General features: G+C 71.7%; 22 protein-coding genes and 1 tRNA gene. 7 read left to right on the top strand and 16 right to left on the bottom strand.

The window, feature by feature from the left end:
* Window positions 1-382: 382 nt before the first annotated feature.
* Window positions 383-781 (bottom strand): hypothetical protein, encoded by a 399-nt coding sequence (locus tag CRP49_RS11955; RefSeq protein WP_257033372.1) that lies wholly within the window; start codon window positions 779-781, stop codon window positions 383-385.
* Here CRP49_RS11955 and CRP49_RS46795 point away from each other — a divergent pair, their 5' ends adjacent.
* Window positions 782-925, top strand: coding sequence for a hypothetical protein (locus CRP49_RS46795; protein WP_179851438.1), 144 nt, complete (start codon window positions 782-784; stop codon window positions 923-925).
* 264 nt (window positions 926-1,189) lie between these two features.
* A complete protein-coding gene (locus CRP49_RS11945; RefSeq protein WP_097253353.1) occupies window positions 1,190-1,546 on the top strand; it encodes a hypothetical protein in 357 nt (118 codons plus the stop codon).
* 192 nt (window positions 1,547-1,738) lie between these two features.
* Here the strand turns inward: CRP49_RS11945 and CRP49_RS11940 are convergent, their stop codons facing one another.
* Window positions 1,739-2,089 (bottom strand): hypothetical protein, encoded by a 351-nt coding sequence (locus CRP49_RS11940; protein ID WP_373560342.1) that lies wholly within the window; start codon window positions 2,087-2,089, stop codon window positions 1,739-1,741.
* A gap of 187 nt (window positions 2,090-2,276) precedes the next feature.
* Between CRP49_RS11940 and CRP49_RS11935 the strand changes: the two genes are divergently transcribed.
* The 3 genes from CRP49_RS11935 (at window position 2,277) to CRP49_RS11925 (ending at window position 3,597) form a co-directional block, all read left to right on the top strand.
* A complete protein-coding gene (locus CRP49_RS11935; RefSeq protein ID WP_097253352.1) occupies window positions 2,277-2,558 on the top strand; it encodes a hypothetical protein in 282 nt (93 codons plus the stop codon).
* Entirely contained in the window at window positions 2,555-2,953 is a 399-nt protein-coding gene (locus CRP49_RS11930) for a PIN domain-containing protein (protein ID WP_097253351.1), read from the top strand. The genes CRP49_RS11935 and CRP49_RS11930 overlap by 4 nt, the downstream gene beginning before the upstream one ends.
* 266 nt (window positions 2,954-3,219) lie before the next feature.
* Window positions 3,220-3,597: a hypothetical protein gene (locus tag CRP49_RS11925; protein ID WP_257033371.1), complete on the top strand. Its 378-nt coding sequence runs from the start codon at window positions 3,220-3,222 to the stop codon at window positions 3,595-3,597.
* A 534-nt stretch (window positions 3,598-4,131) separates the two neighbouring features.
* Here the strand turns inward: CRP49_RS11925 and CRP49_RS11920 are convergent.
* Window positions 4,132-4,202, bottom strand: a tRNA-Gly gene (locus CRP49_RS11920).
* Between the two features lie 586 nt (window positions 4,203-4,788).
* Here CRP49_RS11920 and dcd point away from each other — a divergent pair.
* Together dcd and CRP49_RS11910 are read left to right on the top strand one after the other, a co-directional pair.
* Window positions 4,789-5,364, top strand: a complete 576-nt coding sequence (dcd, locus tag CRP49_RS11915; RefSeq protein ID WP_094215902.1) for a dCTP deaminase — start codon at window positions 4,789-4,791, stop codon at window positions 5,362-5,364.
* 13 nt (window positions 5,365-5,377) lie between these two features.
* On the top strand, window positions 5,378-5,875 hold the full coding sequence (locus CRP49_RS11910) for a phosphoribosyltransferase (protein ID WP_094215901.1): 498 nt from the start codon (window positions 5,378-5,380) through the stop codon (window positions 5,873-5,875).
* An 87-nt stretch (window positions 5,876-5,962) separates the two neighbouring features.
* Here the strand turns inward: CRP49_RS11910 and CRP49_RS11905 are convergent, their stop codons facing one another.
* From CRP49_RS11905 to CRP49_RS11845, 13 genes are all read right to left on the bottom strand, one after another.
* Window positions 5,963-7,015 (bottom strand): Yip1 family protein, encoded by a 1,053-nt coding sequence (locus CRP49_RS11905; protein ID WP_097253350.1) that lies wholly within the window; start codon window positions 7,013-7,015, stop codon window positions 5,963-5,965.
* Between the two features lie 111 nt (window positions 7,016-7,126).
* Entirely contained in the window at window positions 7,127-8,548 is a 1,422-nt protein-coding gene (locus tag CRP49_RS11900) for an FG-GAP-like repeat-containing protein (RefSeq protein ID WP_097253349.1), read from the bottom strand.
* Between the two features lie 31 nt (window positions 8,549-8,579).
* The gene (locus CRP49_RS11895) at window positions 8,580-9,959 is read right to left on the bottom strand and encodes an FG-GAP and VCBS repeat-containing protein (protein WP_097253348.1); all 1,380 of its coding nucleotides are present in this window, start codon (window positions 9,957-9,959) and stop codon (window positions 8,580-8,582) included.
* Window positions 9,960-10,056: 97 nt separating this feature from the next.
* Window positions 10,057-11,538: an FG-GAP and VCBS repeat-containing protein gene (locus CRP49_RS11890; RefSeq protein WP_097253347.1), complete on the bottom strand. Its 1,482-nt coding sequence runs from the start codon at window positions 11,536-11,538 to the stop codon at window positions 10,057-10,059.
* Between the two features lie 195 nt (window positions 11,539-11,733).
* Window positions 11,734-13,020 carry a VCBS repeat-containing protein gene (locus CRP49_RS11885; protein ID WP_097253346.1) on the bottom strand — a complete coding sequence of 429 codons (1,287 nt, stop codon included), beginning with the start codon at window positions 13,018-13,020 and terminating at the stop codon, window positions 11,734-11,736.
* A gap of 138 nt (window positions 13,021-13,158) precedes the next feature.
* On the bottom strand, window positions 13,159-13,413 hold the full coding sequence (locus CRP49_RS11880; protein ID WP_094215896.1) for a hypothetical protein: 255 nt from the start codon (window positions 13,411-13,413) through the stop codon (window positions 13,159-13,161).
* Window positions 13,410-13,640 carry a hypothetical protein gene (locus CRP49_RS11875; protein ID WP_097253345.1) on the bottom strand — a complete coding sequence of 77 codons (231 nt, stop codon included), beginning with the start codon at window positions 13,638-13,640 and terminating at the stop codon, window positions 13,410-13,412. Before CRP49_RS11875 ends, CRP49_RS11880 begins: the two co-directional genes overlap by 4 nt.
* Window positions 13,641-13,652: 12 nt before the next feature.
* On the bottom strand, window positions 13,653-14,495 hold the full coding sequence (locus tag CRP49_RS11870) for a peptidoglycan-binding protein (RefSeq protein WP_097253344.1): 843 nt from the start codon (window positions 14,493-14,495) through the stop codon (window positions 13,653-13,655).
* Window positions 14,496-14,515: 20 nt separating this feature from the next.
* Entirely contained in the window at window positions 14,516-15,166 is a 651-nt protein-coding gene (locus CRP49_RS11865) for a hypothetical protein (RefSeq protein ID WP_097253343.1), read from the bottom strand.
* Window positions 15,163-15,348: a hypothetical protein gene (locus CRP49_RS11860; RefSeq protein ID WP_094215892.1), complete on the bottom strand. Its 186-nt coding sequence runs from the start codon at window positions 15,346-15,348 to the stop codon at window positions 15,163-15,165. Before CRP49_RS11860 ends, CRP49_RS11865 begins: the two co-directional genes overlap by 4 nt.
* A 92-nt stretch (window positions 15,349-15,440) precedes the next feature.
* On the bottom strand, window positions 15,441-17,831 hold the full coding sequence (locus CRP49_RS11855) for a hypothetical protein (protein WP_097253342.1): 2,391 nt from the start codon (window positions 17,829-17,831) through the stop codon (window positions 15,441-15,443).
* Window positions 17,818-18,654 (bottom strand): hypothetical protein, encoded by an 837-nt coding sequence (locus CRP49_RS11850; RefSeq protein WP_097253341.1) that lies wholly within the window; start codon window positions 18,652-18,654, stop codon window positions 17,818-17,820. Before CRP49_RS11850 ends, CRP49_RS11855 begins: the two co-directional genes overlap by 14 nt.
* 27 nt (window positions 18,655-18,681) lie before the next feature.
* On the bottom strand, window positions 18,682-19,659 hold the full coding sequence (locus CRP49_RS11845; protein WP_257033370.1) for a hypothetical protein: 978 nt from the start codon (window positions 19,657-19,659) through the stop codon (window positions 18,682-18,684).
* Window positions 19,660-19,696: the final 37 nt, after the last annotated feature.

The following is a 19,696-nucleotide window of genomic DNA, read 5'->3' as shown; positions in this document are numbered from 1 at the left end:
GACCAGTGCAGTTGTGGCCGACCTCGACGATCACCGCTCGACCGAGGCCGCTTACGTGGTGCATGGCACCTGACGTGCTTCTGCCGACCTCGTCCACCACGTCCGGGCATCGAACCGGTGCGTGTGCAGCGGCGGGTCAGCGCGGTGGGCACGGTCATGGTCTGCCGACAGGTCGTCTCCCTCGGCCGCCCCTACGCGGGGCAGACCGTGACCGTACACGTGTCGGACGCGACGATCAGCATCGACCTGGACGGCCAGGTCCGGGTGATCCGGCGCACGCCCGACGTCCCGGTCCGTAACGTGAAAGCGAACAAGCCCCACGGGGCTCCCCATGTTGGCCAGGCCCACCGTCAAGCATCACCTGGGACCAGAACGTCAGGCATCAGCTGGGATCCGACACGGACGTGTGGGGCTGTCCTACTTCGTTTAAACCGTAGTTGGCGGTGATGATCGGCTGGGCGCCGACCCTCTTCGCGGTGGCCATGAAGTGGTCGAAGTCGGTACCGGGCGCGGCCCAGCTGCCGCCGGTGACGGTGTGGGTCTTCCAGTGGTAGGCGTCCGCGACCGAGCCGCCGGGGAAGCGCAACTGCCGGACCCCGGCCGCCTTCATCAGCGACGCCGCCTTGGCGTCGTTCATGTAGGCGTCGTAGACCGCAGTGTTGAGGCCGACCCCGGTGCTGGGCACCGTGCCCAGCGAGGTGCCTGCATCGACGGTGACGGCGACGGTCGGCGCGGCGCCCGCGCTGAGCGCCAGGACAAGGTGGACTGGTTCTTCGCGCACATGGACCAGGTGGCGAACGCGCATGTCGCCGGCTTGCTGTTCGGCCCGGGGCAGCAGGAACAGACATCGGTCGAGACCGACGGCGGAAACCTGATCGGCAAGACCATCGCCTACCACAACTCGGGCGGTACAGCGCTCAAGTAGGCGGAGGTGCGAACCCGACCCCATCCCTCGATGGGGTCGGTTTTGTCCTCTTCGGCGCGGTGATGTGAACGTCGCGCAATTCCCCAGGCAGAGGTTCATGGCCGTCCCCATGGGGGATCGCGGAGTTGCTCCGCGACGGCCACGGACGGCGCTCTTCTCGGCCCGCCTTGGACCAGATACTTCACACCCGGGCGGCCCGACTCCTCACCGCTCATCCGCACCGCACGGACGATCGGGGAGGACGGAGCGGGTCTGGGGAATTGCATGACCGTCGACACGCTGAGGACTTCTCGGCTGGTGCCGGGCATGCTGCCGTCGGTGCGGGCGCCGATCGATGCGGCCCTGGCGAAGGGGATGATGGTGTTGGTAGGTGACGGCAGGAGGCCGAGCTCCATCGCGAGGTCGAGACAGTGCGGGCCGGTCCATGAGTGCGTCGATGTGGTGGAAGGTCTCCAGATCACGGCGCAGGTCGGGATCGCAGGCGATGAGGATCGCACCTTTGCCCGCCGGCCAGGCGTGGTCAACCTCGGACGCGATGGCCACAGCAGTGGTTCGGCGCGGCACTGCAGACGGACGCCATTCGGGCCTGAGTGTGCGGTACCGGACTGGACCGTCAGGTGATGCTTTCCGCACGGAGATCGGTGGCCGAGGACCTTGAGGCGAGGCATTGAAACTGCCGTGTGGACTTGTGCAGCCGCACCGAGCCGATCCACGGGACAGGCACACCCGCCCTGGGCAGCTGAGCCGTGTGGGTGACCACGGCTGACGCCCCTCATTGCGTCAGCCGTACATCCCTGCGCCCGTTTCGACCGGTCAGCGCCGACGGTCGACGTCGTTCACTGCACTCGGGGCCTGCTGTCCGGTGGGCGCTGGGGAGGGGGCGCGTCGGCTGCCTCGGGCGGGCGTGTCATGGGGGTTTCCGGGTGCGGCGGGCAGGTGGGCGCTGCGCCGCAGCCGCCAGACGAGGACGTCGCTGATGGAGGCGGCGGTGTGGAGCTCGCGCCGTCGGGTGGCTTCGCTCAGCAGGGCGGCCGGGTCGTGGCCGGCTCTGCGGGCGTCGTCGAGGGTGGCAGCCAGGGCGGGCCAGCTGGCCTCGGCCTGGACGCGGTCGGCCAGCACCAGCGCAAGCTGGCGCAGGGAATCGACGCCGAGGTGCGGCAGCATCTGCGCGAGTCAGATGCGGGGCGGCAGCACGCACGCGAGGCGTAGCCGCCCTGCCATCACGGGGCGTGGGGCTCGGGCCAAGTGCCGTGCCGGAGCCCCGCGCTCTTCAGCGCTGTACCCCTTGCACGGCAGATCCGAGATCGACCACATCACTCGCAATGCCATTTTCAATGGCATACTTGGAGTCATGGCTGATGACGACGTGGACTTCCTCCCCGGTGACGGCCCCACCAGCGGTATCTCCGTCACCCTGACCGCCGGCACCCTGCAGGCGATCCGTGAGCGGGTCGGCAAGCGAGGCGTCTCGGCGTACCTGGAGAGGGCGGCGCAGCGGCAGATCGAGCGGGACAACCTTGACGAGCTGATCGCCGACTTCGACAAGGTGCACGGTCCGGCCGACCCGGAGGCGGTGGCGGCCAAGCGGGCACGGCTCACTGGCGGCGCCTCGAATGCCGGGGCGGCCGCGTGAGCGGTGCCCTGGTCCTGGACAGCGAGGGTCTGGCGAAGGCCGTGCGGCGAGACCGGGAGGTTCACGAGTGGCTGACGGCCGCCCGCGACGCCGACCTGCCGGTCGTCACCTCCGCAGCCGTCCTTGTCGAAGTCATCCACCCGAAGATCAACGAAGCCGCGCTGAAGTGGACGCTGTCCCGGATCCGCGTCGAGCCGGTCACACAAGGCTTGGCGCAGGCTGCCGCCACCCTGCTGCGGGCCGCGGGGCTGCACGGCCACAAGTACGCCATCGACGCCATGCTGTGCGCGACCGCGCTCCAGCATCCTGGCCGGGTGACGATCCTGACGTCCGATGTCGAGGACATCGGTCTGCTTACCGCCGGACATCCACGTTTGTTGGCCGAGAAGGTGTGAGGCACCGAGCGGCGTCACCGACCGGTGCGGTCGGCGAGCCGCCGTCGCGGCTGTGCGCGGGCCGTCCGGGACGGCTGCCTGCGCGACGTGATCGAACGCCGCGACTCCGTCGTCCAGAGAGCACGGGCTGTACCACCGATCCGGTCGAGATCCTGCCTGGTGCCTTGATGGGGGCGTCCACTCGCCGATGGGCAGGCCACGCGGCGGACTCCCGGCCATGAACGATGCCCCGTGCCGTGCCGAGAAGGCCGCTGCACGCAGGAGCGGTGGCTGACACCGGGTGTGAAAGTGATCGACACCGCGAGCTTCTTTGGGACGTCGGCCATGAGATTCCCACCACGCTGTTGCCGTCGCTGCTGACCGCCACGCTCGGCGCGATCGAAGGCGTCTCGGACGCTCTGGCTGGCGCGGTCCGTTTCGGCGGCGGCGTGCTCACCGGCGTCCCGGCCCGCCGCCGCAAGGTCGCCGTCGGCGACTACGCCGCCAACGCCGTCCTGGGCGCTGCGACCGCCGGGGCTACCGCGGCCCAGCTGTTCACTCGGGAGACGGGAGCGGTGTTCACTCAGCGGATGTTCGCTCTGTTCACTCAGGAAACGCCCGGACTTTCGTTCAGAGCCTGGGCAGGTGGTCCGCTCAGAGCTTGAACGGCCTGGCGATGTTCTGGGCAGGGAGCAGGGCAGCGGTGTGTGCCGCTTGGGATGGTCGCCTACACCCGGCTCGTCCCGATTCTGCTGCCCGTCGACAGGCTTACGGAGGACGTACCCGCCGCACCTTGAGCGACGGCCCAAAGCCACCAGCACCCCTGCCGCGCGGCGCGGTCTTCCTGCCCAGCGAGGTACCTCGCGCGAGCCTACAAACGGAGCGCCTCTCCCGCGCCCGCTGGCCCCGGCGCGCCTCAAGGACGAAGCCGGGCAGTCACCCCCCTTCGCGGTCGACGCCAGCGCGAACTGACGCTTTGCGTATGCGACTTCACCACTCCGACGCCCGCAAGTGGCGCATGTCATAGAAAATGCGTCTCACTATTCGAGGCGATCGGGTGACGCGCCATCAGAATTTGCCCTTCGCATGCCTTCTGGTGGCGCATTGGTGCAACTTAGGGCGCGCGGAGGGCACGCCGCCCCCAAATTGGTCTAGACAACAAGCAAACCCCAGGCCGCTGACCTGGGGTTTTTCTCAAGAGCGGGTGACGAGAATCGAACTCGCGCTCTCAGCTTGGGAAGCTGATGTTCTACCATTAAACTACACCCGCGTAAGACGGCCGGGACGGCTCCGCAGAGTCGATGTCCGAACGCTCGCTCACTGTACCTCATCGCGGACCCCCGGTGCTCGGACCGTGGGGTCCGGGTGCGTTGGGGGTGGGGTGGAAGGGTGGGATCCCCGTGCGGGGGGCGCGAGTTGGGGCGTACCGTGGAGGGGTGGGAGAGGGTCCGGGTGAGGCCGGAGCGCCGCCTGGAGAGTCGTCTCTTTGATCCCGTAATGTGGCTTTTGTCGTCAGGGTAGTAAGCCGGACGCGGCTCTTGGGGAAGGGACTTGAGGGACTTGATGGAACGCACCGTCGTTCGTTGTGCGGACGGGCACGTCTTCGGCACCGCTTCGTTCCCGATGCAGCAGGCCGAGCGGCTCGGCCCCGGCCGGCTCGTGAGGTGTCCGCGGTGTGCCCGGCTCCGCAGTGTGGTGCCGGTCGCCCTGCAGAAGCGGTAGTGCCGCAGAAGCGGTAGTGCCGCAGAGGCGGTAGTGCTGCACAAGCGGTAGCGGGCTGGGCCGCTGCAAGATCGAAAGGCGCGCGGAGTCGTCACGATTGTCATGGCTCCGCGCGCCTTGCGTATCCTCGGGACGTGCTTCTCTCAGACAAGGACATCCGGGCCGAGATCGACGCCGGGCGGGTGCGTATCGATCCCTACGACGAATCCATGGTGCAGCCGTCGAGCATCGATGTGCGGCTGGACCGCTTTTTCCGGGTGTTCGAGAATCACCGGTACCCCCACATCGACCCCTCCGTCGAGCAGGCCGACCTCACGCGGCTGGTCGAGCCCGAGGGGGACGAGCCGTTCATCCTGCATCCCGGGGAGTTCGTGCTCGCGAGCACGTACGAGGTCATCTCGCTGCCTGACGATCTTGCCTCCCGGCTCGAGGGCAAGAGTTCGCTGGGGCGGCTCGGGCTCGTGACGCACTCCACCGCCGGGTTCATCGACCCGGGGTTCAGCGGTCACGTGACCCTGGAGCTGTCCAACCTCGCCACCCTGCCGATCAAGCTCTGGCCCGGCATGAAGATCGGCCAGCTGTGCATGTTCCGGCTCAGCTCCCCCGCCGAGTTCCCGTACGGCAGTGAGCGCTACGGCTCCCGGTACCAGGGGCAGCGCGGGCCGACCGCCTCGCGGTCCTTCCAGAACTTCCATCGGACCCAGGTGTGAGGGCGGCCACGACATGAGTGACGTGCGGGAGAACCTGACCTACGAGCGGTTCGGCGCCGCCATCCGCGAGCTGGCGCAGACCATCGCCGACGACGGGTACGAGCCGGACATCGTGCTGAGCATCGCGCGCGGGGGCGTCTTCGTCGCCGGCGGGCTCGCCTACGCCCTCGACTGCAAGAACATCCATCTGGTGAACGTGGAGTTCTACACGGGCGTCGGGACGACCCTGGAGATGCCCGTCATGCTCGCCCCGGTCCCGAGCGCCATCGACTTCTCCGACAAGAAGGTGCTCATCACCGACGACGTCGCGGACACCGGCAAGACGCTCAAGCTCGTGCGCGACTTCTGCCTCGACACCGTCGCCGAGGTGCGCTCCGCCGTGATCTATGAGAAGTCCCACTCCCTCGTGAAGTGCGAGTACGTCTGGAAGCGCACCGACGAGTGGATCAACTTCCCGTGGAGCGTCGAGCCGCCCGTGGTGAAGCGGGCCGGACAGGTCCTCGACGCCTGAGAGCAAGAGAACACCTGAGAGCAAGAGAACAAAAGAGAAGGGCCCCCGGGTGGAGTACCCGGGGGCCCTTTCCTGTGCAGGTCGCCGCTAGAACGTGCCCAGCTTCACTATCGACAGCAGCGCGATCAGCTGGATCGCCGACGCGCCCAGCGCCTTCGGCCAGGGCAGGTCGTGGGAGCGGGAGACCATCAGGGTCAGCAGGGCGCCCGCGCCGACCCAGGTGGCCCAGCCGAGGAGCTGGACGAAGCCCGCGTTGCCGCCGAAGAACATGGCGAAGACCAGGCGGGGGGCGTCCGTGAGGGACGTGATCAGCATGGACAGGCCGACCGTGGGCTGCCAGGCGCCGTCGCCGCCGAGCTGGCGGGCCAGGGTATGGGTGACCACGCCCAGGATGAAGGCGCTCACGACCATCGCTACGGCGGTGATCAGGACGATCGGGATCGCGTTGGAGAGCGTCGCGTTGATCGCGTCCGAGCGGGCGCCGTCGAATCCGAAGACGGCGAGGAGGCCGTAGAGGAAGGTGACGATCAGGGCCGGGGCCCACATCGTGTAGTCCCGCATGCGCAGGAAGGTCTGGGCGGGGGAGAGGATGATCCCCTTCAGCAGTTCCTTCCAGTGCAGGGGCGGGCCGACCGGGCCGGACGGGGCGGCCGAGCCGGCGTGGTAGGTCGCGCCCTGGGTGTAGCCGGCGGCCTCGTCGATCGAGAAGGCCTGGGTGTGGCCCGGGTTGTTCGCCGCGTACGGATCGTGGCCGCCGCCGTGGGCCTGGCCCGGGTAGCCGCCGTCGCCGAAGTACTCCGGTCCGTCGTCCGCCCGGCCGCCCGGGTAGCCGTACGGCTGTCCCTGAGGCGGGTACGACGGCTGCGGGTACGACTGCTGCTGCGGCGCCGACGGGTAGCCGTACGACGGGCCCTGGGGGCGGCCCCCGGGCTGTCCGTGCCCGCGTCCCTGGGCCGGCCCCCGTCCCTGGCCGTGCCCGTGCGACGGTCCCTGCTGAGCCTGTTGTCCCTGGGGGGTGCGGTTGTCCCGGCCCCCGCGTCCGATCCTGAATCCAGCCACGTCATCGAACGTACCTGGTCCCGGAGGGTGACGTGCCGGACCCGGGGGTACGGGCCCGGCTTTGCTGCCGACCTGTGACATCCCCTAAGGGACCGTCAGCGGATGCGCCGGGGACGCGCCAGGGATTTCCCCGGTTTCACCGGCCCGTCTTCACAGACCGGTCTTCACAGACCGGTCTTCACCGGCCCGCCCTCACTGCCCCATCAGGCGCCCCAGATGCGGATACCCCGTGGCCGGGACCCCCGTCGCCCCCGGCCCGAAGGACACCGCCCCCGTCGTCCGGATGCCGGAGGCCGAGCCGCGCAGGCTCCACACCGCGCCGTCGGAGTCGTTCTCCCCGTGGGCGCCGATGGAGAGGTCCGCCTTGCCGTCGCCGTTCAGGTCGGACAGGCGGACCGCCGAGCCGAAGAAGTCGTTGTCCTCGGCGCTGCCGGGGACGCCGGCCGTGTCCTGGGAGAAGGACTGGGCGCCGGTGCCGGTCAGGCCGGCGGCGGAGCCGCGCAGCACGGTGACGGCGCCGGTCTGCCAGTCGGGACCGATGGCCTCGTAGATCGCGCCGACGGCCACGTCCGCGTATCCGTCGCCGTTGACGTCGCCGACGGAGAGGGAGTGGCCGAACCAGTCCTCCTTCTCGTCGGTGCCGGGGACGCCGGGGCTGTTCTGGGTGATCGTCGCCTGAGGCGTGGTGCGGATGCCGTCCGCGCTGCCCAGGTAGGCGCGGACCGAGCCGCCGTCGTTCGCGGAGACCGAGCCCGGGGCGGTGGACGCGACCACGTCGTCGTAGCCGTCGCCGTTGAGGTCGCCGACGGCGGCCGTGCGCCAGGCGCCGGAGTGCAGGAACGTCTGGAGGATGAGCGGGGTGTCGCCCGTCGAGCCCGTGTAGACGAGCTGGCCGTCGTCGTACGTCCGCTCGTCGGTGCCGCTGATCACCAGGTCGTCGACGTGGTCCCCGTTGACGTCGGCGGCGGCCAGGCCCTGGGCGCCGTGGATGACGCCGGCCTCCAGCTCCGTCCGCAGCACGAACCGGGACGCGGCGCCGGAGGCCTTGGTGAAGCCGCCCCGGAAGACCCACACGTCCTTGCCGAGGCTGCCGACGGCGAGGTCGGCGCGGCCGTCGCCGGTGAAGTCGCCGACCGCCAGGGACAGGGCGTACTCGTCGTGCGCCGAGGACGCGGGGCCGGGGACGGTCCAGCCGCCGGAGAGGCCGTTCTTGCCGCCCCAGACGACGACCGCGGTGCCGGTGCCGTCGTTCTCGTCCGGGGTGCCGACGACGAGGTCGGCGTAGCCGTCGCGGTTGAGGTCGCCGGAGGCGAGGGATGCGCCGAACTCGTCGTTCGTCTCTGCCGTGCCCGGGATGCCCGTGGTGTTCTGGGTGATCACCGTGTGCCGGGCGGCGCTGATCCCCGACTTGGAGCCGTAGTTCACGACCACGGCACCCGCCCGGGCCTTTCCGCCGACCGTGGCCGACGGGGCGGCGGTGACCAGGTCGCGGTAGCCGTCGCCGTTGAAGTCGTCGGAGAAACGGGCGGGGGCCGCGGAAGCCGTGGTGACGGGCAGGGTGGTGAGCAGGCCTGTGGTCAGGGTCGCTGCCAGCAGGAAGGCGCGCGTGCGCATGTGCGATCCGTTCATAAGAGGGGGGCGGGCGTCAGTCCTGGAAGCCGCCGCCGAGGTCCGGCAGGACGACCGCTCCGCTCGTCGTCGGCGTGGTGGCGGTGCCGGGCAGCAGGATTCCGCCGCCGCTCAGGGCGATCGCCAGGTCGGCCTTGCCGTCGCCGGTGAGGTCGCGCAGGCGGAGGCTGTAGCCGAAGGCGGTGTCGGAGTCGGCGCGGCCGGCGACCGTCTGCGGGATCCAGGCGGAGCGGGTGCCGGTCAGGCCGCCGGAGCCGCCGCGGAAGACGTGTACACCGCCCTGGTCCTGCTTGCCGTCGACGTCCTCGTGGGGCACGCCGACCGCGAGGTCCGCGTAGCCGTCGCCGTTGGTGTCGGCGGCCGAGACGTCGTAGCCGAAGTCGTCGTCGGTCTCCGGGCTGCCGGAGACGCCAGCGGTGGCCTGGGTGAGGGTCGTGGAGCCACTGGGGCCGGCCGAGGTGCCGCGCCAGACGGTCACCGCGCCCTTGCCCTTGTCCTTGTCGGGCTGCCCGATGGCGATGTCGCCGTAGCCGTCCTTGTCGAAGTCGGCGATGACGGCGTTGGCGCCGAGGCCGCCGTGCCAGGCGGACTCCAGCGTCTTGGACGCGCCCGAGGTGAGGCCGGAGGAGGCGCCCTTCAGGAACCAGGCGCGCAGGGCCGGGGTGTCGTTCGTGCCGGTGAACTGCTCGCCGAGGACCACGAGGTCCGTCTTGCCGTCGCCGTTGACCTTGCCGGCCGCCAGCCCGGACGAGTACCAGCCGGCACCGTCCTTGTCGATCTTGCTGACGGTTCCGGTGCCCCCCGCCTTGGTGAACGGCCCCCGGTACAGCCAGGCCTCCCCGCCGCCGATGACCGCGAGGTCGGGCGAGCCGTCGCCGGTGAAGTCGCCGGTCGCGAGGTCGGAGCCGAAGTGGCCCTGCGCGCTGCTCGCGCTGCCCTTCGGCGCCACGTTGGTGCCGCCGGACAGGCCGGAGCGGGAGCCCCACACGATGGTGACCGAGCCGCGGTACTGCGCGCTGCCCACGTGTTCGGTCTGGTTGCCGACGACGAGGTCGGCGTAGCCGTCCTTGTTCAGGTCGGCGCTGGTGAGCGAGTCGCCGAACATGTCGTCCTCCTCGCCCGAGCCGGGCACACCGGCGCTGTCCTGGTCGATGACCTGGGTGTGCGAGGTGTCGAGGCCGTTCGTGCCGCCGTAGACGATCGTGACGGCGCCGCCCCGGTGGTTGTCCCGGTTGTAGCCGAGGTACGCGAGGTCGCGGTGGCCGTCGCCGTTGAAGTCGTCGTACTGCTTGGCGACCGCGGCGGTGGCCGGGGCGGCCAGGACCAGCGGGGTCAGGCCGGCGGCGAGGAGGGCGGCCGCGAGGGCGGCGGGGGTGGCCTTGCGCGGGTGAGGCATCGGTGTGGTCCTCCGGGAGGTCACGAAGCGGTCGTGCGGCCGGGCCCGCACGGCTGCGGGCCCGGCCACGGGGAGTACGGCGTCTCCGGCGGGCGGGTCAGTCGGCGAACACGGCGCCGAACTGCGGGGTGCCGGTCGTCGAGACGCCCACGGTGCTCGCGCCGAAGGTGCGCGAACCGCTCGTGGTGATCTTCGTGCCGCTGGACGGCAGGTAGGTGACCGCGCCGTCGCCGCCGTTCTCGTACGAGCCCACGACCAGGTCGGCCTTGCCGTCGCCGGTGACGTCGTCGAGCTTGACGTCGGCGCCGAACAGGTCGGCCTTCTCGTCGGTGCCCGGGACGCCCGCGGTGCTCTGCGCGAAGGCCTGGGCGCCAGTGGCGGTGTTCACACCGGAAGCGGAGCCGTACAGGACGGTGACCTGGCCGGTGTTGGTGACGCCGCCGATGTCCTCGTTCGGGCTGCTGACGACGAGGTCCTGGAAGCCGTCGCCGTTGATGTCACCGAGGTCGAGGTCCCAGCCGAAGCCGTCGCCCTTCTCCGCGGTGCCGGGCACGCTGCCGGTGTCCTGGCTGACGGCCTTGGTGGTGCCGGGGCCGGAGGCGGAGCCGTAGGTGATGTTCACCCGGCCGCCCTTGGAGGAGTTCGGGATGCTGGTGCCGTCGCTGGTGGTGGTGTCCCAGTCGGCGCCGCTGACGATGTCGCCGAAGCCGTCGCCGTTGATGTCGCCGATGGCGGTGACGATGCCGGACTTGAGGGTCTTGGCGGAGGATCCGCTCAGGCCGCTCGCGGTGCCGGGCAGCCAGTAGTTGGTGTTCCAGCCGTAACGGGTGCTGGTCTCGTAGCCGTCGACCACGAGGTCGGTGCGGCCGTCGCCGTTGACGTCACCGGCGGTCAGGTTCAGCGGGCCGAACGGGGAGTCGTTGGTGCCCGACTCGATGGGCGGTGTGACGGTGGTACGGCTGCCCGCGGTGCCGGTGCTGCTGAAGCCGCCCTTGTAGAGGTAGAGGGTGGCGGAGGAGCTGCCCACCACCAGGTCGGCCTTGCCGTCGCCGTCGAAGTCGCCGGCGGCCAGGTCCTTGCCCCAGTAGTCGTGGGAGCCGGCGGCCGGGTCGGGCACGTCGACGCCCTTGCCGGTGAGGCCGTTCACGGAGCCCCACAGGAGGGTGACGGCGCCGCCGTTGGTGTCGGTGCCGACCTTCTCGTACGGGGTGCCGACGACGAGGTCGTCGTAGCCGTCGCCGTTGAAGTCGGCGTACGCCAGTTCGGCGCCGAAGCTGTCGCCGGCCTCGGCGGTGCCCGGGACGCCGGAGCTGTTCTGGCTGAGGGTGGTGCGCTGGGCGGAGGAGACGCCGGTGGACGTGCCGTAGAGGACGACGACCTGGCCGGCGTTCTTGAGGCCGCTGACGTAGGCGGTGGCCGCCGAGGTGGCGACGTCACCGATGCCGTCGCCGTTGAAGTCGGCCTTGGCCACCTTGACGGAGTCGGCGGCCGTGGCGGGCGAGCCGGCGAACGTGAGCAGACCGCCCGTCAGCGCGGCCGCGGTGGCCGTCGCGAGGGCGAGTCGGCGGTGCGTGTGCATGCTGGTTCTCCTGCGGCATGCGGGGGGATGCCTGGCGGGGCATCCCGCAGTCGATGGGGTGCGGACGTCCGTGTTCGTCGCGGGTTGTCCCGCGGTTCACGGAGCGTTCGGCGATCAGGAGACCGACGTCGGGGCGTAAGGGTTGTACAGGAGTTCGGTAAATTCTTGAGACTGTTGTGACCTGAGGGGCGACGGCTACGGCGCGAGGAACGCCGAGCTGGAGAAGGTCACCGCCGGCTTCGCTTCCAGCAGCCCCCGCTTCGTCCCCCGGTACACGGCGACCGTGTCCCGCGTCTCGCCCCGGTACGTCCGCACCACCAGGTCCGCCCGCCCGTCCCCGTCGAAGTCGCCGGCCGCGAGGACGCGGGTCGTGCCGGGCGCGGGCGGCACGACGGTGAGCGCGCCCTTCGTCGACAGGCCGGCCGTACCGGCGCGGAAGAGGCGCACCCGGGAGGCGCTGGAGACGAGTTCGTCGCGGCCGTCGCCGTCGAAGTCGGCGGTGTCGAGCAGCGAGCCCGGGGCGGCGAGGCCGGCCCGTGCGGCCGCCGGGAGGTCGTAGCGCAGGGACGTTTCCCCCGTGCCGCCGACCGCCGCGTCCAGCGCCCTGCCCCTGCCGAAGCGGCCCAGGGCGACGTCGGCACCGGCGGGCAGGACGGCTCCGGTGCGCGTCGGGCCGGCGGGGCCGCCGAGGACCACGGCCGAGGTTCCGGTGCCTTCCGCCGAGCGGACGACGAGGTCGTCGTAGCCGTCGCCGTCGACGTCGGCCGCGGGGCCGGTGGGCACCTCGCCGGGGGAGGGCAGGGGTGCACCGGCGGCGCGCGGGGCGCCCTTTCGGCTGAACGGGCCGCGCAGGTACGACAGCCTGCCCCCGGACGCGTGCAGCACCAGGTCCTTCTTCCCGTCCCCGTCGAAGTCGCCGCACACCGGCTGGTCCGGCCAGTCGTTGCCGAAGCGGGCCCGGTCCGGGACGGTCAGTCTGACGGCGCGGCCGGTCAGGCCGGCGGGGGAGCCGAAGAGGATCTGCAACGGCACCGGGGGCCGGCCCTGGCCGTCGTACGGCGGGTCGGTCGAGACGATGAGGTCGGTGAAGCCGTCGCCGTCCAGGTCGCAGCTCTCCTCCGCGCCGAAGACGGCCGGAAGTTGCCCCTTGGTGGGGGCCGCCTGCTTCTTCGGGCTGAGCAACTGCCGGGCGCCGGGCGTGAGTCCGTGCGGGCCGCCGTAGACGATCCCGATGCCGGCGTCGTCGGCGTGCCGCTGCTCCTTGACCAGGTCATCGAGGACGAGGTCGCGGTGGCCGTCGCCGTTGAAGTCGTCGGGGGTCCTGCTGCCCTTGCCGTGCGGGACGGGGAGCCGGGCGGGGGCGTCGGCGATGCGGGTGGGGGTGGCGTGGCCGGCGTCCGGGGCGGTGGGGCCGCAGGCGGCGAGGAGCAGGGTGCCGCAGAGGGCCACCGCCGTGGACGTCCCGCCTCTTCGCACGCGCACCGTTCACCTCGTCAGCAGCCTCGCCCAACAACCTCGCAATGATGCACGTGTTCGAGTGGCGGGGTAAGGGGCGGGGGGTGCGGGCTCGGTCACGCGGCGGCGCCCCCTGCCGGGGAGGGCAGGGGGCGCCGGGGCGGGTCATCTGCGGGCCGCCTCCCACAGGGTCAGGGCGAGGGCCGCGCACGAGGTCAGTGCCGCCAGGGACGGCAGGGGCCAGCGGGTGCGTTCGAGGGCGTCGAGGCGGTCCTCGTGGTCGCCGAGGGTCTTGTCGGTCTGGTCGGCGCGCTGGAGGAGGAGGGCCAGGTCACCGCGGGTGGTGGCGAAGCCGACGTCGACCGAGCGGCGGAGGCGTTCGAGTTCCAGGGCGACTCCTTCCGCTTCGCGGGTGGTCACGGCGACTCCTTCTTGGGCTGCTCCTCGGACTCCTCCCTGCGCAGCCAGGAAGGCAGCAGCCGCTCCACCTCCGGGAGGGACATCAGGCGGGTCAGCGCGGCGGCGACCGCCACCACGCCGGCGACCGCGGGGGCGTCGCGGGCCGCGGGTTCCCCGGCGAGCAGCGGTACGAGGGCGACGAGGGTCTGTACGGCCGTCCGGAGGGTGCGGCGCGTGGCGTCGGTCATCGGTCGGCCTCCTCAGCTCGTGCGCGGCACCCGCAGCCGGTCCCAGCTCGCCCGGCCCGGAACCCCGTCGGCGGCGGCACCCGTATAGCCGAGCTTGCGCTGCCACGCGGCGTACGAGCGGACGTCGGCCTCGCCCCACACCGGGCCGGGGCCGACGGCGTACCGCCCGCATCCCTCGGCGACCAGGCGCTCGCCGACCGCCGTGACCAGGGCGCCGCGGCGGCCGGGCACGAAGTAGGCGGCGCCCGGGAAGGGTTCGCAGGTCACCGGGCGCAGGCCCAGGCGGGCCTCGACGCGGCTGCGCATGCCCGGCATCGAGAAGGACGGGTCGATCTTGCGGCGGGTCCACTCCTTGTGGCCGACCACGCTCGCGGCGGACCAGCCGTGGGCGCGGCACAGGGCCGCCGACAGGCGTTCCACGGCGGCGAGTTGGGCGGGCGGGTACGGGTCGCGGCCGGTGCCCAGGTTCTCGATCTCGAAGCCGTAGAAGCAGGAGTTGCCGTCCACGGCGTCCGGCCCGGGGGCGGGCAGCGGGGTCCGCTCGGCGCGTACCGCGGCCAGGACCGCGCTGGAGCCCGCGCCGGCGTGGTTGGTGCGGCCGTAGCCCACCAGGTGCACCGCGCCGTCCTTGGTGACCAGGCCGATGCAGAGCGGGCCGGGCAGCGCCGCGGTGCCGTCCCGGCACAGGCGGAGGCTGTCGGTGCCGGCGGTGTGGTGCAGCATCACGCCGTGGACCGGGCCCCAGGGGCCCTTGTGGTTGCGGTTGTGGGTACGCCAGTCGGCGTGTTCGCGTAGGGCGACGCCTTCGTCGCGCAGGGCGCGGACGAAGGCGTCGGCGGACAGAGGTGTTGCCATGGGCGGATCTCCCGGTGGTTCTAGGGGATCGGGTCGATGCGGATGAACCGGCTGTCGAAGTTGGCCGTGTTGGTGGTCGCGCCCGAGCGGTAGGCGGGGGTGCCGGTGTAGGTGGCGCCCGGGGTCAGGCCGGTGACCAGGAACTGGGCGGACACCGACGCCTTGGAGGTGCTGTTGAGGAGCGCGGCCCGGTTGTCGTCGGCCGCCAGCACCACCGTGTTGGAGGAGTTGCGGATGTTGGCCGACATGAAGGAGGAGTAGTTGGCCACCGACGACCAGAGGTAGCCGCCGATGGTGACGAGGACCTGGCCGGAGGCGGGTGCGGTGAACGAGGCCGCCATCGGGTCGCCGACCGCGTTGTTGAGGGTCTCGGTGTACGTCGCCGTGGCCGTGTCGCCCGCGTCGAGGTTGATCTTGTAGACCGGGCTCGGGGCGGCGGGCACCCAGGCCGAACCCGTGTAGTACATCAGCCGGCCCGGGGTGCCGATCCAGGCGAGCATCCCGGCGACCGGGCTGGTCACCTTGGCGTCGCGCGCGGCCGCGTCCGCGAAGCGCAGCACGGTACGGCCGTCCAGCGCGTCGGCGAGCGCCTTGAGGTGGGCCGGCAGATCGGCCGGGTCGGTCGCCTGCGGGTAGGGAAGGCTGCTCAGCGGGGTGTACTGGGTGCTCATGCGGGCTCCTCGGGTACGAGCGCGGACTGGACGGGACCGTCGACGACGACCGTGAGCAGGCCGTCATCCGCGGCCGGCGGCGCCTCATCGGGATCGGGACCGGGCGCGGCGGCCTCGGCGAGTTCGGCGAGCAGCTCGGGCGGGGGTTGCACGGGCAGTGGCTCGGGCGGGGTCTCAGACATGTGGGGGCTCCTGGAGGTCGGGCGCGGGGGCCTCGGCGAGTTCGGTCGGCAGCTCCGGCGGAGGCTGTACCGGCACCGGCTCGGGCCGGGTTTCAGGCAAGTGCCGCCTCCTTCACGTCGTTCCAGGTGGCGTTGGCCGCGAGTACGTCCGCGAGGGTGGCGTAGGTCCCGGTGACGTCGGCGTAGGTGGCGGCCGGGGCCGGGGCGGGCAGGGCCGGGGTGTCCGGGGTGAGGCCGGTGTCCTGGGGGACGTCGTTCGCGCGGACACCGCGCAGGCTCAGGGTCTGCTGGACCCCGCCGTCCGGGGACGCGGCGGTGGTGATGCCCACGACCCAGGCCAGCGTGTCCAGCGCGGCCCCGGCGGTGTCCACGAGGCGTACGACGTCGCCGAGCTGGATCCGCGGGTCGTAGAGCACCTGGACGTCCCCGAACACGGGCACCGGGTACTCGCCCGCCGCCCGCATCGCGTCCGCCAGCTGCCGCGCCGCCGTCACGTCCTGCACCCAGTCGCTGGCGTCGCCGTAGAACTCCTGGCGCCCGTACCAGCGTTCGCTCGCCGAGCCGGAGACGTACGACACCGCCTGCCGCTCCACCGGATCCCTGTCCGGCCGGAGCGGGACGATACGGATGGACGGCTCGCCCTTCTGCGTGACCGTGTACAGCGTCTGGGCGGTGCGGTTGGTCAGCCGCAGCACGATCGTGCCGTCCTCGCGGCGCACCATCGCGTCCACCGCGCCCTTGATCGCCGGCGCCCCGGCCGCCCGTGAGGCGGACACCCGGAAGTTGGAGCCGGAGGAGATCACGCTGTCGTCGTCCGTGTCCGGCGGCCCGATGTCCAGTTCGTCCTCGCCGAAGGTGTACGAGACGGTGAGGGTGCCGCTGCCGGGGATCTCCCGGACCAGGCTGTCGACGACCGCGTCCCCGGCGACCAGCCCCACCGCGCCGTAGTCCTTGGCGGGCTGCACACAGAAGTTGCGGCAGGCGTCGATCTCCTCGGTGACGGTGAGCGCGGCGATGTCCCGCACCGACGTCAGGGTCAGGTCCGCCTCCTTGGGCACGGTCGCGAACCGGGTGAAGTTGCGCCACCGGAACCGGCCGCGCTCGTCCAGTTCGGCCGTCGACATGCTCGCCTTGGCGATCTGCCCGATCGCCTCCCACTGCGACCCCGACACCTTGGGGACCGTGCGCAGCGGCAGGATCGCCTCGTCCAGCTCGCCGGTCTTCGTCCAGGTGCCGGCCTGGGAGAACTCGCTCGCCGACGGCACCGCCGCGAGACCGCTGGTGACCTGTACGTTCTCCACGGCCATGGTGGTCACCAGGCGCACCTTGCGCAGCTCGGAGACCGGCTGCGGTCCGCTGGTGAGCGTGAAGGACCCGGTGGCGCCGGTCCACGTCGTGCCGTCCGGGGCGGTCATGACCGGGCGGACGACGGGCAGCGCGCTGCTCCCGCTGACCGCGGTCAGATCGAGGAACACGCCGACGTGCCACACACCCCGCTGCGTCTTCATCGCGGTGCCGTTGTCGCTCCAGACCAGACCGCTGCCCGGCACGGAGGCATCGCTGCTGAGCGACCAGACGGCGGCCTGCCCCTTGACGAAGTCCAGGGCGAGGGAGAGCGTGCCGACCCCGGTGCCGGTGCGGTTCAGCTCGACGTCCAGGCGGACGGTGTCACCGATGCCGACCGCGTTGTTCACCCACGCCTCGACGAACAGCCGGCTGCCCGGCACGGTGACCCGGCTGCGCGGGAACCAGGAGGCCGTCACCCCGCTCTCGCCGGGCGGCAGCCCCTTGGGCACCAGCGCCATCTCGAACGGCGCACCGGCCCGCGACCAGGTGTAGTGGCGCGGGTCCGGCAGGTCCTCCGGCATGCCGAAGGGGGTCGCGAACCCGCCGTGCAGGGTGGCGTGCACCAGGCTCAGCGGCTGGCCCGCGGTGAACTGGGCGGCGCGCGGCGGGGGCGAGGTGAGGATCCCGGCCTGGCGCAGCAGCTCGTCCACGCACCAGGTGGCGGTGGTGACCGGCCGGCCCCAGTACAACCCCGTGTACGGGCGCGGGAGTTCGGCCGGTGCGCGCAGCCGCTCGGCGCCGTCCAGGGCGGTGAGCTGCACGCTGTCGGTGCCGGAGGCGGCGCTGCGGTTGCGCAGGGTGCCGCGGAAGACGGGCAGCGTGCCGCCGCCCACGCCCGCCTCGTGCACGACGGTCTGGCCGGGGCGGGCCAGGTCGCCGGTGGCGTGCGGAGCCCACGGCGAGTAGAGCGCGGGGGCCGGCTGGGTGCCGTCGCCGCCGAGCTGCAGGGTGAGCTGGGCGGCCGAACTGCCCGAGAAGGCGCGCATCGCGGCCGGCAGGTCGGTCGCGTACGACCGCTCGACCTGCCAGGACTGCACCTGCGCGGAGACGTCCCGGCCGCCCAGCCGGGTGGTGTGCGTGACGGTGCGCTCGCCGGCCGCGAGGGCGTTCTTCGTCGTCTGGTCAGCCCGTTGCACCGGTCACCTCCACCAGGTCGACGCCGACGTTCCGGTACGGCAGCGGACGGCCCGGGGTGTCCGAGTAGCCGGTGACGGCCAGCTTGGGCAGGCCGTCCCCGGGTACGTCGTCGGCGGCGCCGTCACCGCCGTACGTCAGGCAGGCGCCGGCGAGGGAGTAGGTGCCGGCGGTGCCGGTCTTGGCGGTGGGGGTGAGGTGCGTGGCGCCCGCGGGCACGGTCGCCGCGACGAACGGCCCGGTCGCCGACACCGTGCTGAGATACGACCCGTCGGCCTTCTTGAAGTCGATGCCGACGGACACCGTGCCGAGGGCGGCGAACGCGCTCGGGGCGCGGAAGGACACCCGCAGCCCCGCGGCGGCCGGGAAGTTCCCGCTCCACGGCACGCAGCGCCAGGCGACCTGGCCGGTGGCGTCGGCGGCGGTGAACGCGAAGACACCGGGGGTGGTCTCCGTGACGGCACCGGTGGCCGACACCCTGAACCACTGCGCGAGCCCGCTCGCCCCGGCCGGCCCCCGGCCCGTGGCCTGCGCGGGCTCCAGGACGTTGCCGGCGGCGGGGTCGATCAGCACGAGCGGGCCGACGCCGTTGCCGCCGCCGTCGACACGGCGGGCGAGCCGGTCGAGGACGCGCGCGGTCTGCGGCTCCAGCATGTCCCAGCTGAGCTTGACACGGCGGACGGGCGGCGCGGTGCGGCTGAGGGTGATCCGGCCGGAGAGCGCCTTGAACTCGCTGACGCCGAGGTCGGCGGCGCGCTCGAACGACTTGGCCGCCCGGTCGATCTCGTACAGGGCGCCGGGCGGGCCGATCCAGAGGTTGCCCATGAACTCCTCCTTATTGAGGGCCGGTTGTCACCGGCGGGCGAGCTGCCGCTGGCCGAGGAACACGGCGCGGGCGATGGTCTGCGCGTCGACCTGGACGACGACGGGCCGCTCGGCGAGCCGCTCCACGGCGGCGGCGAGGCGGTGCAGGCCGCCGCCGGAGCCGAGCACCCGGTCGAGCTTCGACAGCGGGATGACGGCCTCGGACTCGCCGGCCTCGCCGAGCAGCGCGAGGGTGCCGCCGGTGCGGGCGGGCACGATGCCGCCCTGGGCGAGCGCGGGGATGTTGGGCAGCATCGGCAGGTTGACGCCGAACTCGCGGCCGCCGAAGTGGGGCACCCAGCCCGGGATCTTCACATGGATGCGGTTCAGGGCGCCGATCATCGCGTTGAGGCCGCTGATGTAGGCGCGGGGCAGGGCGGTGAAGGCGTTGATGATGCCCTTCATGACGGACTTGATCGGCCCGGCGTGGTTCTTGATGGCCCCGTAGATGGCGTTCCAGGCCCACTTCACGCCCTTGGCGAGGGCGGCGGAGATCTTGTCCATGTTGATGAACTGCGAGATGAGCGGCGCGAGCAGGGTCATGATCAGCCCGAAGGCGTTGGCCTTCATGGCGGTGTTGAGCCCCTTCTGCGCGAGGGTGGCTCCCTTCAGCCCCGTACCGAACCCCTTCATCGAGGTCCCGCTCGTCGTCGCCTTCTTGCCGGCGTTGCCGACGGACTTCTCCACGGCGTCGGACTGACGCTTGACGTCACGCAGGGCGTTCCTGGCGTTGTTGGAGGAGGACTTGAGGTGGTCGAGGGATGTCTTGAACTTGCCGGTCGAGGTCACGGACGCGCCGAGGGCGCCCTGTGCCCCCTTGGACGCGGACTTGATGGAGTCGATGCTCTTTCCGCCCTGCGCGGCGGCGCTGTGCAGCTGACGGGCGGACGACGACGCCTGTGTGGCGGCGCTGCGGAAGCGGGCGAGGGACTGAGTGGCCGTGGCCAGGCTGCTGGCAAGGGACACGGAAAGCTCCTTCCTGAGCCGGAGGTACCGGCCCGAT

It is taken from the genome of Streptomyces sp. Ag109_G2-15 (genome assembly GCF_900215565.1).
GTDB classification, from domain to species: domain Bacteria; phylum Actinomycetota; class Actinomycetes; order Streptomycetales; family Streptomycetaceae; genus Streptomyces; species Streptomyces diastatochromogenes.
The sequence above is the reverse complement of the archived record's forward strand: the minus strand, read 5'-3'. Positions and strand labels throughout refer to the sequence as shown.